The 14481-nt window shown below is 56.7% G+C and carries 11 protein-coding genes; 1 reads left to right on the forward strand and 10 read right to left on the reverse strand.

Features of this window, described 5'->3' with window-relative positions; genetic code table 11:
- Positions 1-214: 214 nt before the first annotated feature.
- On the reverse strand, positions 215-1510 hold the full coding sequence (locus tag KYK14_RS02880; protein WP_219156774.1) for a zinc dependent phospholipase C family protein: 1296 nt from the start codon (positions 1508-1510) through the stop codon (positions 215-217).
- A gap of 192 nt (positions 1511-1702) precedes the next feature.
- Here KYK14_RS02880 and KYK14_RS02885 point away from each other — a divergent pair, with 192 nt between their 5' ends.
- Positions 1703-2107, forward strand: a complete 405-nt coding sequence (locus tag KYK14_RS02885) for a hypothetical protein (protein WP_185281320.1) — start codon at positions 1703-1705, stop codon at positions 2105-2107.
- A gap of 245 nt (positions 2108-2352) precedes the next feature.
- On the opposite strand, the gene KYK14_RS02890 is transcribed toward KYK14_RS02885, so the two are convergent.
- From KYK14_RS02890 to KYK14_RS02930, 9 genes are all read right to left on the reverse strand, one after another.
- Positions 2353-3858: a Do family serine endopeptidase gene (locus KYK14_RS02890; RefSeq protein ID WP_185281321.1), complete on the reverse strand. Its 1506-nt coding sequence runs from the start codon at positions 3856-3858 to the stop codon at positions 2353-2355.
- A 186-nt stretch (positions 3859-4044) separates the two neighbouring features.
- A complete protein-coding gene (locus tag KYK14_RS02895; protein ID WP_208309100.1) occupies positions 4045-4497 on the reverse strand; it encodes an Hsp20/alpha crystallin family protein in 453 nt (150 codons plus the stop codon).
- A gap of 228 nt (positions 4498-4725) precedes the next feature.
- On the reverse strand, positions 4726-5547 hold the full coding sequence (locus KYK14_RS02900) for a hypothetical protein (protein WP_219156776.1): 822 nt from the start codon (positions 5545-5547) through the stop codon (positions 4726-4728).
- A 28-nt stretch (positions 5548-5575) separates the two neighbouring features.
- Positions 5576-6775: a M20 metallopeptidase family protein gene (locus KYK14_RS02905; protein ID WP_219156778.1), complete on the reverse strand. Its 1200-nt coding sequence runs from the start codon at positions 6773-6775 to the stop codon at positions 5576-5578.
- A 42-nt stretch (positions 6776-6817) separates the two neighbouring features.
- Positions 6818-7357 carry an SPOR domain-containing protein gene (locus KYK14_RS02910; RefSeq protein WP_219156780.1) on the reverse strand — a complete coding sequence of 180 codons (540 nt, stop codon included), beginning with the start codon at positions 7355-7357 and terminating at the stop codon, positions 6818-6820.
- Positions 7335-8015 (reverse strand): deoxyribose-phosphate aldolase, encoded by a 681-nt coding sequence (deoC, locus tag KYK14_RS02915; RefSeq protein WP_185281326.1) that lies wholly within the window; start codon positions 8013-8015, stop codon positions 7335-7337. The genes KYK14_RS02910 and deoC overlap by 23 nt, the downstream gene beginning before the upstream one ends.
- 148 nt (positions 8016-8163) lie before the next feature.
- Positions 8164-11568 (reverse strand): preprotein translocase subunit SecA, encoded by a 3405-nt coding sequence (gene secA, locus KYK14_RS02920; RefSeq protein ID WP_219156782.1) that lies wholly within the window; start codon positions 11566-11568, stop codon positions 8164-8166.
- Between the two features lie 304 nt (positions 11569-11872).
- Positions 11873-13054 carry a UDP-galactopyranose mutase gene (gene glf / locus KYK14_RS02925; RefSeq protein WP_185281328.1) on the reverse strand — a complete coding sequence of 394 codons (1182 nt, stop codon included), beginning with the start codon at positions 13052-13054 and terminating at the stop codon, positions 11873-11875.
- A 54-nt stretch (positions 13055-13108) separates the two neighbouring features.
- Complete coding sequence (locus KYK14_RS02930; protein WP_219156784.1) at positions 13109-14368, reverse strand: glycosyltransferase family 1 protein; 1260 nt, start codon at positions 14366-14368, stop codon at positions 13109-13111.
- Positions 14369-14481: the final 113 nt, after the last annotated feature.

Here is a 14481-nt window from a genome sequence, read left to right on the forward strand (position 1 = left end):
TCGGCGCGACGTAAGGCTATCTGTTAGCTTTCCTACCTGAATAGGCGATAACAAAAGCAGGTAACACTACTTGACAATTACCTGTCATTCTGCGCTTGCGAAAGCCTCTCTCACGCAAGAATAATGCTCGTAACAACGACTCGTTCTGCTGTGAGAAGGTCCTTCAAGCGCAGGATGACAGCCGACTTTTGCATCGTATCGCCCTACCCTACCCCTACGGCGCCAGTGCCCGTAGCGCTGCTAGCGCTTCTTCGGTTTCTTTACGCTCTTTCTGGTACTCGCGCTGGTCTTCGTCGGCGTCGTGGCCGCCGAGCTGGTCGGTTTGTTGGGCCAGGGTGGGCACGCCCTGGACGAAGTAGGTGAGCAACTCGGAGCGCAGACTAGGTGAAAGGTGCTCGAAATGATGCTTATGTAGCTCGCGCAGCAGCTCGCCATACGTGGCGTCGGCCAGATGGTAGATGGTAGGGCGTATGGGCTGGCCGGTGTCGAGGTTGGTATTGAGCAGGTGCGGGTCGAGGGCGGCCGTGTCGCGGGGCAGCTCGGCGGTGAGGATGCTGTACGCCCGCAATACCGCGCGGTAGCTCTGCCGAAACTTCTGCTCGCCGGCCGGGCTGGGCAGCTCAAAGGCGTACGTTTGCAACGGACCTATTTTGGGAAGCAGGTTAATCAGCTTGGCCACTACCCGCGCCCCGAAACCGGGCTTCTTGTACTTGGTACCAAACTCGCGCTCAAACTTGCGGCGGTTGGTCTTGTAGAGGTACTCGCGACGGCGCGCCCGCGGGCTCACCCGCCGGATTTCCTTGCGCTGACTATGCCAGGCCGCCCGCGCCGCAGCCGGTAACAGTTGGTTCACAGCAAACCGAAACGACGCCACGCTCACATCCAAGTTTGGAAACACCTGCCCCAATTCCAGCCCATACGTCTGCTGAAAGGCCCGTTCCAGCACGTCTTTGCTCACCCGAAACCCGATGGCCTTGTGGTAGTCCTGGGTGCGGTAGCGGCCGGCAGCCACTTGTACTACATCAAACGAAAACTCCAACTCGGTGTGGCGGATAGGTGCGTTTTCGTAAGTCACTACGGGGCCGTACCTGGTGCGCAGGTCCTCATACACGGTGGGCATAATCTGGTTGGTGCCCTCGGGGTGGCCCACGTTGTCGGCGGCGTAGTGCGAGAGGGCGCCTAGGGCAAAGGCATACTCGTTGCGGGTGCGAGCCTGCCGCAAGAGGTTGCGCACAAAGTCGCCGCTGCGTGCGTAGTGCGTGAGGTCGGTGAAAAACTCCACGCCCAGCGGGTAGTACCCCATGTCCTGAATGATGGCGCCGCCATAGGCGTAGCTTTTGGCTTCGGCGAGCTGTACGGAGTCAGCACCGGGGTAGCGCTGACGCAGCAGCGGCACCAGGCGCTGGTCCCAGGTGGAATCGATAACGGCCTGGTGAGTAAGTACCGAGTAGGCAGCGGCCGGCGCGGCCGGCAAGGTCAGCAACAAGAGCAACAAGAGGCGGGAAAACATGTGGGAAGGTAGGCAGCTGAACTTGAACTGTGCTTAACCAATAAAGCCACGCAACGGTTGTGTTTTGCGCTTCTGCTCAATGGTCGAAGCGCTAATTTGTCTGCCAAGAAGTCCATCAGAGCAATAGAATAGGGGAAATAATATATTCAACAAAATGCGTAGATTACCTAACCCACCTCTTTTTTACCCCCTATGCACGCCCCCACCTGCTCCCTCGCCTACCGCCCCGACTTGGGGTCCCTCATCGTGCGCTGGCCCGACGATGCGCCCTTCCCTACCCTGCAAGCCGACTTTGAGGCCATTCTGGCCGTAGCCGAGCAGAACGGTACGGCTCGCTGGCTGCTCGACGTGCGCCGTCGCGCCCACCTCGACCCACAGCTCGGCGACTGGACCACCCGTATCTTCTTCCCGCACGCGGCCGCCCGGCTGGCTCCGCAGGCGCTACGCCTGTCGGTGCTGTGCTCTCCGGCACGCATGGCGGTGTATGCGGCCAGCGCGGAGCAGCAGAGCTACCTGGCCCACGGCATTGCCCACCAGGCGTATCAGATGCACCTAGTGTGCGACGAAGGCAAGGCCATGGAATGGCTACTGGAATAGGCAGCACCTGATTGAAGAATATCCCGCTACTATCAAGCCTCTCCTACTATCTATTTCTTCCGAGACTTCCGCACGAGTCGTTTGCCGGTCCAACGCCAGAAGCGTCTAACTGGTTGCCGTCTGCTGACGTTGCACGAATGATCTGCGAACGTGGCAAACGACTCGTGCGGAAGTCCTGCCGTCACAAAAAAAGCTCCCAACCATGCGGTTGGGAGCTTTCTGTTTTGTTACAAGCAAGACATTGTTTAGCCGGCCTGCCCAATGGGGTAGTAGGCTTCGCGGCCGTCGGGGTACACGCCTTTCAGGAGTACGCCTTCGCTGTCTTTGGCCGCTTCGAGGTAGCGTTGCACATCTTGCGGTTTGGATACTTTGTGCTTGTCAATCTCCGTGATGATGAAACCATCGGCGATGCCCGTGCGGCGGAAGTTGCTGCTCCGAATGCCGGTGATTTTCACACCACCTTGCAGGTCCAGCTTGCTGGCCTCCTGGCGCGATACGGCACTGAGGGTAGCACCTTCATACTTCACACTGGCAGCGGCCACTTCCTCGCGCACGATATCGGTGGTGCCGGTGGCGTTATGTAGGGTAGCGGTAGCAGTGCGGGTGTCGGAGCCGCGCAGGTAGCTTACCTTTATCTTGTCGCCGGGGCGGAAGCGGGCCACCTGCTCTTGCAGTTGCGAGGAGGTATTCACGCTTACTCCGTTGATAGAGGTGATGATGTCGCCCTCTTGCAAGCCCGCGGCGGCGGCGGCGCTTCCTTTGTTGGCACCGGCTACATATACCCCGTTGAGGCTGCTCAACTTCTTCTCGGCGGCCAGTTGGGCATTCACCTCCTGGATATTTACACCCAACAGGGCGCGTTGCACCACTTTGTACTTCAGCAAGTCGTCTACCACCTTGCTCACAATAGAACTAGGCACGGCAAATGAATAGCCTTCAAACGCACCCGAGTGCGAGGCAATGGCCGAGTTAATGCCAACCAAGTCGCCTTTCAGATTCACAAGCGCACCGCCTGAGTTACCGGGATTCACCACGGCGTCGGTCTGCAAAAACGACTCGATGCCCATGTTGTCCTCGCGGCGCAGGATGTTGATGTTGCGGCCTTTGGCGGAGATAATACCGGCTGTGACGGTGGAATTCAGGTTGAAGGGGTTGCCCACGGCCAATACCCACTCGCCAATCTTCACGTCGTCGGAGTTGCCGTAGCGCACGAAGGGTAGGTTGTCGGCTTCCACCTTCAGCACGGCAATGTCCGTAGTAGGGTCGGCGCCTACCAGCTTAGCTTTGAACTTGCGCTTATCATCCATCACCACCTCAATCTTATCGGCCTTCTCAATCACGTGGTTGTTCGTGACGATGTAGCCGTTGGCGGCAATGATAACTCCGGAGCCCGAGCCCATCTGCGGGCCGCGCTGCTGGTGGTAGCCCCGCATATCTTCACCAAAGAACTGACGCAGGAACGGGTCCATACCCGACTCGCCTTGTTCCTGGCTTATTTTCGGAGCGTATTCTGTCATCACGTGCACCACAGCGGGCGTCACGGAAGCGGCAGCAGCCACGAAGTTCAGGCCTTCGGGCACGGCATAGTTAGAAGAGCGCAGTGCGCTGGTATAACGAACATTGGGGTCGGCGGCTACCACTTGCTGCGGGGTGTCCACGGTGGGTTCCAGCAGTTTGTAACCACCCACGGCCACGCCCCCGCCCAGGATAGCGGAGCCTACGAGGCCGAGCATCATTTGTCTTGCTTGCATGGGATAGAAAGAGGGTTGGAAATTGAAAACAGTCTTAAAGTAGAAATTCTAAATGACAAAACCATGAACGACCAGCCGTTTTGGTTGGCTAACGGAGGAGCCCAGCCGCTTGGTATAGGTTGCATTAAAACAACGCTATATCAAAGAAAAAAGCTCCGTGCGGAGCCTTTTTCTTGAGTCAAATAACTAGCGTACTTCGATGTGGTGCTTGGTCACTTTGTCGGTGTCGAAGGGCAGTTGCACGTGCAACAAGCCGTCGGTCAAATCAGCCACAATGGCCTTGGTATTCACCGTGTCGGGTAGGCGGAAGCTGCGAGTGAATGTGCCGTAGCTGGTTTCTACCCGACGGAAGCGTGGGGCGTTGTCCTCGCCCTCGGCGGCCACCGGGGCCTTGCGCTCTCCTTTGATGGTGAGCTTGCCTTCCTCCACATCGAGGCTCAGGCTGTCTTTGGCCACGCCGGGCACTGCCAGCACCAGTTCATAACCATCTTTCGACTCCAGCACATCAGTGCTCGGTACAAACGAAGTGGCGGGCTCAGTAGCAGCCGGCAGCGTTTCGCGCAGCAGCTCGTTGAAGACCGTATTGAAGGGGCGCGCCGGACGGCGGGCGGGCAGGTTGTTATAAAGCAGAGTTGCCATATTGGTACTGTAGAAGTTAAGGTTTAAGGAGGAACTACATCGTGTTCCTACCCCTATTCTATAAATTCTATACCAATAGCTATCTGCGCTATATTTTAATGACTTTTTGTCTCATTATAAATAATATAGCAGTCATAGGCATGAAATGTTTTCAGTATATAATAGCCATACTACTCATATAAGCACTTTCATCAAAATCTAGCGTACGCCATAATGTCACTATTCTGTCTAGTGTTGGGTAGGTAACTGGCGCCGCTCAAACATGCTACCACCCCGGAATAGTGTGAAGCGCGCATCCAGCCCTAGCACGGGCGTCATAAGGTTACTAGCTCCAGCCGCTCGGGTAATGTTCCCATCCTTATCTAAACGTGCTAACGCGAAAATATAGGTGGTTTGATATCCAAACCATGGGGTAAAGTCGAAGCGGTTGGAGAGGCGTATCCCTACCTCCGCACGGGCATAACCGAAGTCAATAAACCGCTCTTTCAGTTGAGTAGCTTCGTCACGCTGGAAACGTAGGTAAGCAGTAGCCTGATATGCAAGACGTGGCCGCAGCACTATCTGTTCTCCTACCGGCACCAGTCGATCCAAGTCGAGGCGCAGGCTCGTCTGAGCGCGGCTCTCGCTGCCCGGTGTACCAAGTACTTCGTACGTCACGCCTAGACGCTGCCGGAAATTAAACCCGCCGAACGTATTCCAGTGCCGCACAAATAGCTCCGGCGTAAGGTCAGCATAGACTCTGCTTACATCACTGCCGTTACGATAAACAGAATACGCATCCACGCCCAATGTAGCGCCGCCACTCCATTGCGCATTCCAGAATTTCTCATACCCCAATAAAACACCCAACCGCTCCAATCCATCACCATCGCTAGTGGGATTGATAGAATTACGCAGACTCACTAGCAGGTAATCGTCACCATGCAGTGCATACTCGGCTTGTAGCTGTGGCAATAAGCGTATATCGTTCACAGTACGGTACTGGGCAACGGCGCTAGTAGCCAGTAGAAATAGCCCGGCCAGCAGGGCAAAGGGGATAGCGAATTTCATAAAACACGGTGGATATAACAGCAGCGACTTATTTGGCTGGCAGCGCGGCCAACTCGTGCAGCGCCAGCCACGCCATCAGGCCAGGCCCTACCTCTAAAGCCTGCTTGTCGATGTCGAAGGTTGGCGTGTGTACGGAGGCCGCGTAGCGCCCGTCGGCAGCGCGGGTGCCCAGGCGGTAGAAGCAGGCATCGGATACCTGTGAGTAGTAAGCAAAGTCTTCGGCGGCCATCCACTGGTCTAGTTCCACCACGTTGTCGGCGCCGAGGTAGGCTTCGGCGGCTTGGCGGGTGCGGGCCGTGAGTCGGGGTTCGTTTTCGAGGTAGGGGTAACCGCGGCGGATTTCCAACTCGCAGGTGGCACCCATGCTGGCAGCCAAGCCTTCGCAAAGCATACGCAGGTGCTGGTGCGCCTCGTTGCGCCACTCTTCGTTCAGGGTCCGGAACGTTCCCTCGATATACACCTCATTGGGAATGACGTTGGTAGCGCCGTTGGCAATCACCTTCCCAAACGACAGCACCGAGGGCAGCTTAGGACTGGCCCGCCGACTCACAATCTGCTGGGCCGCCACAATAATGTGGGCCGCTACCACCACCGGGTCGATGTTTTGCTCGGGCATGGCGCCGTGGCCGCCCTTGCCACGCACAGTGAGGTACAGTTCGTCGGTACTGGCCATGTAGCGCCCAGCCCGCAGCCCAATTTTGCCAGCTGGCAAATGCGGAAACACGTGCTGGCCCAGCACACTCTGCGGCCGCGGGTTTTCCAACACGCCATCCTTGATCATCAGCGAAGCGCCACCGGGTAGTAATTCCTCGCCGGGTTGAAATAGTAGCTTGATAGTACCCTCAAACTCGTCGCGCACTTGCGTGAGAATGCGGGCCGCGCCCAGCAAAGAGGCTGTGTGTACGTCGTGCCCGCAAGCGTGCATCACGCCGGGGTTGGTCGATTTGTAGGGCACCTCGTTCTGCTCCTGGATGGGTAGGGCGTCCATATCGGCCCGTAGGGCTACCACCCGGCTTTCGGGGTTGCGGCCTTCGATGAGAGCTACCAAACCCGTACCGGCTACCGGCTGCGGGTCTAACCCCAACTGGCGCAGCTGCTCCGCCACGTAGGCTACCGTATTGGTTTCCTGGAAAGAAAGCTCGGGGTGAGCGTGCAGGTGCTCCCGCACGGCTACGACGTCGGCAGCGTACGCGGCGGCCAGTTGCTGAATTTTCTCGGGCTGAATCATGTGCACAAAAGTAGGGCGAAGTTTGGCTTTACCCTACCTCGCCTATTGCCCCCCTTTACTCAACAGCACCTGCGCCGCCTGCAACTCTGCTTTGGGAGCCAATGGTTTGAGGCGCAACAACGCCTGCTCGGCTTCCAGGCGGGTAAGGTAGTCGCCAATATACAGCCGGTACACCGGCTGTTTGAAGGTCAAGTAATCTGTTTCCTCAGGATAGCGGCTGATAACGGACCGCCGCACGGCCATAGCTTGGTCACGCTCTAGGCCTGCGTAGGCCAAAATGCGGTAACCTTGCGCATACTTCACGTTCAGGTTGGCAACAGCTTGGTCGCGCAAGCGCTGCTCAATCTGTGCATTCACCTGGTTGGTAGGCACTACCGGCTTTTTGGGTGCCGAGGCTGGGGTAGCAGCTGTGGTAGCAGGCGCTTCAAATACGGGGCGGTACTTGCTTAGGTCCTCGGCCGGCGTGCGCCGGGTGGTATCGGAACGAGAGGCAGTGGGTGCCGAGGGAGAATTGGTGGCACAAGCTGCCACCACGAACAAAGTCGGCAGCAGGAGCACGTTACGGAATAGGCGTTTCATCATGCAGGTCCAGCAGGGCAATGCTGTTAGAGGAGCCAATACGGTCGGCACCGGCCGCAACCAAGGCCAGCGCCGCCGCGCGGGTACGAATGCCCCCGGAGGCTTTAATACGGATAGAGCCCGGCAAATGACGACGCATCAATCGGATATCTGCTACCGTAGCCCCTCGGTTGGCATAGCCAGTGGAAGTCTTCACGAAATCTACCTCTGCCTCGGCGCAGAGCTGGCAAGCCAGCACTATTTCCTCGTCGGAGAGTAGAGCGGTTTCGATAATGACTTTCAGCTTGGCACCGCGCAGGTGGCAAAGTTCTGCTATTTCCCCGATTTCCTCCTCTACCTCCGTGTACTGCCCCGAATGGAAAGCCGCCAGGTTCATCACCATGTCAATTTCCTTGGCGCCATCGTTCAGGGCCTGATGCGTTTCGAAGAATTTCACCTTCGCCAACTGATACCCCAGCGGAAAACCTACCACTGTGCACACGGCCACCCCAGAGCCGGCCAGTTTGCCGGTAGCCCGGCGCACAAAGCACGGTGGCACGCAAACCGAGGCGAACCCATAATGGGCAGCTTCAGTGCAAAGCTTATCGATATCAGCCTGCGTGGCGTCGGGCCGGAGGAGCGTATGGTCGATACGGTGCGCAAGCGTGGTAGTCACTTCCATGAGGGCGAACAGGTTAGCATTCGGTTAACAGGGGGCTATACTCAATAACTGTGCAAAGAATACGCAGGGCGTTGGTCGTTCCGAAAACAAACAGTGGCAGAAGGAATAAATCCAACTGCCACTGAGTAATTTATGCAGGTAGAATCGCTTACGCTTCCTCTACTAATACGCACCGACCGCTCGCCAGATCGTCCTCTACAGTCTTATATTTCACGTCGCTTACAATGCGGCCGTCCATGTACTGCACGCTCACCTTCTCGTTGCGATTCGCGATTTTCTGCACCCGCACGGGTTGCTGTTTTTCCAGTACTACCGGCTCGTCGGGACCCATGTCTTCCGGACCAGCGCCCAGCGAGATAGACGACACTTCTTTCTGCGCTTTCAGCTTGGGCGCGGGCGCAGGTGCTGGCAACTCGTCTTCCACGTAGAACTCGGGCTCCTCAGCCTGGCCGTTCTGCTGGTTGGGCACGTCGGCGTGGAACAGGAACGTGACGGTTTCTTCGTTCACCTTGCCAATCATCTGCTTAAACAGCTCGAACGACTCAAACTTATATACCAAGAGTGGGTCTTTCTGCTCGTACACGGCGTTCTGCACCACCTGCTTCAGGTCGTCCATGGCGCGTAGGTGCTTGGTCCAGGCGTCGTCAATCACGGCCAGCACCACTACCTTCTCCATACCCCGAATGATTTCGTGGCCCTGAGTGGCCTGGCTACGGCGTAGGTTAGCCACAGCGTTTACCTGCTTGCGGCCGTCGGTGAAGGGAATGGCGATGTTTTCAAACGGCGCATTCTGGTTGATCAGGTCGTTGATCAGGGGCAGGTTGTGCGACGCGATGAAATCGTTCTTGCTCTGATAGTAGCCCAGGGCTTCGTCGTAGAGGGCCTGCGCGAGCTGGTTCGCCTGCATGCCGCTGAGTTGCTGGGCCGTCAGGTGCGTGTCGTAGCCGAACACGCGGATGATGGCCAGCTTGAAGTCCTCGAAGTCGTTGGTGACTTTGTGGCTGGTTACTACGTCGTCGCAAACGTCGTAAATCATGTTCCAAATGTCCAGCTCCAGACGTTCGCCAAATAGGGCGTTGCGGCGGCGCTTGTACACCACTTCACGCTGGGCATTCATCACGTCGTCGTACTCCAGCAAGCGCTTGCGGGTGCCGAAGTTGTTTTCTTCTACCTTCTTCTGCGCGCGCTCAATAGAAGAGGTAATCATGGAGTGCTGAATCACTTCACCTTCCTCCAGACCCATGCGGTCCATGAGCTTGGCGATGCGGTCGGAGCCGAACAGGCGCATCAGATTGTCTTCCAGCGACACGAAGAATTGCGAAGAACCTGGGTCGCCCTGACGACCAGCACGACCGCGCAGCTGGCGGTCTACCCGCCGCGACTCGTGCCGCTCGGTGCCGATGATGGCCAGGCCACCCGACTCCTTGGCGGTGCCGCGCAGCTTGATGTCGGTACCGCGGCCGGCCATGTTGGTAGCGATGGTCACGGTGCCGGGGTTGCCGGCGGCGGCCACAATCTCGGCCTCGCGCTGGTTTTGCTTGGCGTTCAGTACCTGGTGCGGAATACCGCGCAGCTTCAGCATGCGGCTCACCAACTCCGAAATTTCAACGGAAGTGGTACCCACCAGCACCGGTCGGCCAGCCTGCACCAGCGTCTGAATTTCCTCGGCTACGGCGTTATACTTCTCGCGTACGGTCTTGTATACCTTGTCGTGCTCATCGTGGCGGGCGATGCCGCGGTTGGTCGGAATCACCACCACATCGAGCTTGTATATTTCCCAGAACTCGCCGGCTTCGGTTTCGGCCGTACCCGTCATGCCGCCCAGCTTGTGGTACATGCGGAAGTAGTTCTGGAGCGTAACAGTGGCGTAGGTTTGGGTGGCGTCTTCCACGCGCACGTTTTCCTTGGCCTCAATGGCCTGGTGCAAACCGTCGGAGTAGCGGCGACCTTCCATAACACGGCCAGTCTGCTCGTCTACGATTTTCACCTTGCCGTCGTCGGTCAGGATGTACTGGTCGTCGCGCTCAAACAGGGTGTAGGCTTTCAGCAGCTGGTTCACGGTGTGCACCCGCTCCGATTTGTCCTGGTAGTCCTGCATCAGTTGGTCTTTCTGGTGCAGCTTATCCTCGTCGCCGAGGGTTTTGTTTTGCTCGATGGCGGCAATTTCGGAGCCGATATCGGGCATGATGAACAAGTGCGGATCTTCGCCCTGGGCCGTAATCAGGTCAATGCCTTTTTCGGTTAGCTCAATCTGGTTGTTTTTCTCGTCGATGGTGAAGTACAGCGGCTCGTCGGCCTTGGGCATCTGGCGGGCGTTGTCTTGCAGGTAGAAGTTCTCTGTCTTCTGCATCACAGCACGCATGCCGGTTTCCGACAAGAACTTAATCAGCGGCTTGCTCTTGGGTAGGCCGCGGTGGGCGCGGAACAGCATCAAGCCGCCCTGCTCCTCTTCGGGACCCGTATTGCCTTCCTTGATGAGCTTGCGGGCCTGCACCAGGTAGTTCTGCACCAGCTTGCGCTGGGCATCCACCAGCATCTGAATACGAGGCTTCAACTGGTAAAACTCGTGCACGTCGCCGCGCGGCACGGGGCCGGAGATGATGAGCGGCGTCCGGGCATCATCAATCAGTACGGAGTCCACTTCGTCCACAATCGCAAAGTGGTGCTTGCGCTGCACCAGTTCCTGCGGGTCGCGGGCCATGTTGTCGCGTAGGTAATCGAAGCCGAACTCGTTGTTAGTGCCGTAGGTGATGTCGGCCAGGTAGGCCTGCCGGCGGGCATCGGTGTTGGGCTGGTGCTTATCGATGCAATCCACGGTGATGCCGTGGAATTCAAATAGCGGCGCGTTCCATTCCGAGTCACGCTTGGCTAGGTAGTCGTTCACCGTTACCAAGTGCACACCACGGCGGGCCAGCGCGTTCAGGAAAGAAGGTAGGGTCGATACCAGCGTTTTGCCTTCACCCGTTGCCATTTCGGCAATTTTGCCCTGGTGCAGCACCACGCCGCCAATCAGCTGCACATCGTAGTGCACCATGTCCCAGGTGATTTCGGCGCCAGCCGCCATCCACTTGTTCGACCAGGTAGCTTTGTCACCCGAAATCGTGACGTTCTTCTTGCGCTGGGAGATTTCGCGGTCAAAATCGGTAGCGATTACTACCAGCTGACCGTTTTCCTTGTAGCGCCGGGCGGTTTCCTTCACAATGGCAAACGCCTCGGGTAGGACTTCCAGCAGCACCACTTCCAGATCTTTGTTGCGCTGCTTTTCCAGATCATCAATCTGGTCGAAGATGACTTCCTTCTGGGCAGCGTCTAGGTTAGGCTCGTCGGTAATGCGCTGGTGCAGGGTGCCCAGTTGGCCATCAATGGCGCTCAGGCGCTCATCAATTTTGGCGCGTACCTCGTTGGTGCGCTGGCGCAGCTGGTCGTCGGAGAGCGGTGCCAGTTTGGCATACTCGTCGTTCACGAGTGCCACGTATGGGATAATCTCCTTCAAGTCCCGGTCCGATTTGGTTCCGAAAAGCTTGGCGACGGTCTTCCCTAGAAAGTCAAACATGCTGGTAGTATAGAAAATGAAACGCCGGGGCGCACCTCAAATTTACAGATTTTCGAGTAAAACCCGACCAAGCGCGGCCCTGTTCCTCAAAACACTAAAACCCCGACACTTCAAAGAGTGTGCGGGGTTTTCGTTTGCTGAAAAGGTGTCAGGTGGAGGGACGATGGCGAAGTTGTAAAAGATCTGTCATCCTGAGCGGAGCGAAGGACCTTCTCACGCCAGAACGAGTCATTGTTATGATAATCGTTCAAACGTGAGAAGGTCCTTCGCTCTGCTCAGGATGACAACCAACTCTTAACGCAACTTACGCTTTCGGCTTGGCTGGATCGCGGGATACCAACTTTTCAACCAGCGAGGTCGAGCCCGAAATAGCAGGCTTCTTAATTGCCTCGTCTGATTTTTCCGTCAGCTTCTTATATAGCGTGAGAGCCTGGGCCACTACCTGGTCCATGTTATAGTACTTGTAGGTAGCCAAGCGACCTACGAAGTGTACGTTGGGGGTTTCCTCGGCCAGCTTCTTGTACTTGTTGTACAGCTCCGCGTTTTCAGCCATCGGGATGGGGTAGTATGGGTCGCCCTCGGCTTGTGGGTATTCGTACACCAGCGCCGTCTTGGGGTGCTCTTGGCCGGTAAGGGCCTTGAACTCGGTGATGCGCGTGTAGAGGTTATCGTTGGGATAGTTCACTACGGGCGCGGCCAGGTGCTTTTCTTTGCTCAGCGTTTCGTGCTTGAACTCCAGTGAGCGGTAGGGCAGCTTGCCAAACTTGTGGTCGAAATACTCGTCTACCGGACCCGTGAAAATCATTTCCTTGAACGGGATGAAGTCGATGACCTCGTGGTAATCCGTGTTCAGCATGATCTTGATGTTGGGGTGGTCCAGCATCTTCTCAAACATGCGTGTGTAGCCGTGCAGGGGCATGGCCTGGTAGGTATCGGTAAAATACCGGTCGTCGCGGTTGGTGCGGGTAGGCACACGGCTCGTCACCGACTTATCCAGTTGCGAGGGGTCGAGGCCCCACTGCTTGTTGGTGTAGTTCTTGAAAAACTTGTTGTACAGCTCGCGCCCTACCTTGCTCACCACCACATCTTCGGAGGTCTTAATGTTGGCTACCGGCTCGGCCACCGAGGCAAAAAACTCCTCTACCTGGAAGCTGGTTAGGTTCAGACCATACAGCTTGTTGATAGTATCCAAGTTAATCGGCATCGGCACAAACTGCCCATCTACTGACGCCAGCACGCGGTGCTCGTAGGGACGCCACTCCGTAAAGTTGCCCAGGTAGTCGAATACGTCCTTGGAATTGGTGTGGAAGATGTGCGGACCGTATTTGTGGATCAGGATACCTTCTTCGTTGTAATGATCATAGGCGTTGCCGGCAATATGACTACGCTTATCAATGATGAGTACTTTCTTGTTGGAACGAGTGGCTAGCCGCTCGGCCAGCACGCTGCCGGCAAACCCGGCCCCGACGATGAGATAATCAAACATAATAGAGGGGTGTTTTGGGTTGTATGGTAGAAAGTTTAGTGTAAAAGCAAGTGCTTATATACGTTCGTCGGGGGTAGTGGTGGCAGCCGAGTCTTCCGAGGTCGGATTCGTTTTACGCTCTATGCGGTCCTGCATGAGCTTTACCATTTGCTGCCAAGTCAAATCCCAGGAAATGGTACCGAGGTACTCGTCGGTGCGCTGGCGCCAGTCGGCATCCTGGTGTTGCTGCAAGGCCTTTTCAATACCTTGGGCAAACTCATCGGCAGTGGACGCAATATGCACTAGGTTCAGGTCGCCGTAGGGCCGTACCACGTCGCGGATGGGTGTGCTCACCACTGGGCGGCCAGCAGCCAAGTATTCGGGCGTTTTGGTAGGCGAAATAAACTTGGTGCTTTCGTTGTCAGCAAACAGAAGCGTTGCTACATCCCAACCCCGTAGGTAGGCGGGTAGTTCCTGATAATCCTTGCCGCCGAGATAATGAATATTGGCGGTGCGCGGCAGGCTAGCCGGGTCGATTTTCACTACCGGCCCGATAATGACAAATTGCCACTCAGGATGGGCTTCAGCCAAGGCACCCAGCAACTCAATATCAAGGCGCTCATCTACTACCCCAAAGAAGCCAACGCGCGGGTGCGCAATGCCGGCCTGGTCAGCTGGCTCGAGCATCTCCTGGCGGGCTTGGCCGAAGTGGTCTTTATCGATGCTACTTGGGAAAGGGTGCGCGTCGCGGTGCTGCTGGCTTTTGGCTTCGTAGAGCGTATGCCCACCGGTGAACACCAAATCGGCTTTGCCGAACAGCTCTTGCTCTCGCTCGCGCAAGGTAGGCGGCGCGAACTTAAACGCGGCCAACTCGTCCATGCAGTCATACACGGTCAGCAAGGGCTTAAATTGGCGCGACTTGTCCAGCGCCATGGGCGTGTAGTACCAAAAAATATAATTTTCGATGCTGTTTTCGCCAAAAAAGCGGGCCAATAGCTCGTATTGTACTTGGTTGCTGTGCGCCTCATCGAGGCCGTGGGGTAGGTGCGCTACTACTACCTTCAGCCCATTCTGCCGGTCCTTGATTTCGAGGTGCGGCTCCACCTGATCGGGGTGAACAAAGGCATCTTCGACGTAGAACACGCGGCCTTGCTGCGCGAACCGCGACAACAAGTGCTGGGGACGCTGCCATACAAAATCCCAGTGCAGGTGCGCAAAACACACCAAATCAGGCACGGTGGTATCGTTGGTAGCGGGAAGAGGATGTAAAACAGGAACGGAAGCGGCAGCTACAGTATCGCGCGCAGGTTCTTTGGCCGAAGGCGGAGACGGCATGTACAAAAGCAGTAAAAAAGTAGAGGATGGCCCACGTACAGCAGATCTCACACTTACCTGTAGCGTAGTATTTCTGACATACGGAGTTGCCAACAAAAAGATATTGTTGAGCT

Source organism: Hymenobacter profundi, from assembly GCF_019334315.1.
Taxonomy (GTDB): domain Bacteria; phylum Bacteroidota; class Bacteroidia; order Cytophagales; family Hymenobacteraceae; genus Hymenobacter; species Hymenobacter profundi.

What these genes read in the sequence shown, in the direction of transcription:
- KYK14_RS02880 (WP_219156774.1), bottom strand. Translation starts at nt 1,510, where the DNA reads ATGTTTTCCCGCCTCTTGTTGCTCTTGTTGCTGACCTTGCCGGCCGCG.
- KYK14_RS02885 (WP_185281320.1), top strand. Translation starts at nt 1,703, where the DNA reads ATGCACGCCCCCACCTGCTCCCTCGCCTACCGCCCCGACTTGGGGTCC.
- KYK14_RS02890 (WP_185281321.1), bottom strand. Translation starts at nt 3,858, where the DNA reads ATGCAAGCAAGACAAATGATGCTCGGCCTCGTAGGCTCCGCTATCCTG.
- KYK14_RS02895 (WP_208309100.1), bottom strand. Translation starts at nt 4,497, where the DNA reads ATGGCAACTCTGCTTTATAACAACCTGCCCGCCCGCCGTCCGGCGCGC.
- KYK14_RS02900 (WP_219156776.1), bottom strand. Translation starts at nt 5,547, where the DNA reads ATGAAATTCGCTATCCCCTTTGCCCTGCTGGCCGGGCTATTTCTACTG.
- KYK14_RS02905 (WP_219156778.1), bottom strand. Translation starts at nt 6,775, where the DNA reads ATGATTCAGCCCGAGAAAATTCAGCAACTGGCCGCCGCGTACGCTGCC.
- KYK14_RS02910 (WP_219156780.1), bottom strand. Translation starts at nt 7,357, where the DNA reads ATGATGAAACGCCTATTCCGTAACGTGCTCCTGCTGCCGACTTTGTTC.
- deoC (WP_185281326.1), bottom strand. Translation starts at nt 8,015, where the DNA reads ATGGAAGTGACTACCACGCTTGCGCACCGTATCGACCATACGCTCCTC.
- secA (WP_219156782.1), bottom strand. Translation starts at nt 11,568, where the DNA reads ATGTTTGACTTTCTAGGGAAGACCGTCGCCAAGCTTTTCGGAACCAAA.
- glf (WP_185281328.1), bottom strand. Translation starts at nt 13,054, where the DNA reads ATGTTTGATTATCTCATCGTCGGGGCCGGGTTTGCCGGCAGCGTGCTG.
- KYK14_RS02930 (WP_219156784.1), bottom strand. Translation starts at nt 14,368, where the DNA reads ATGCCGTCTCCGCCTTCGGCCAAAGAACCTGCGCGCGATACTGTAGCT.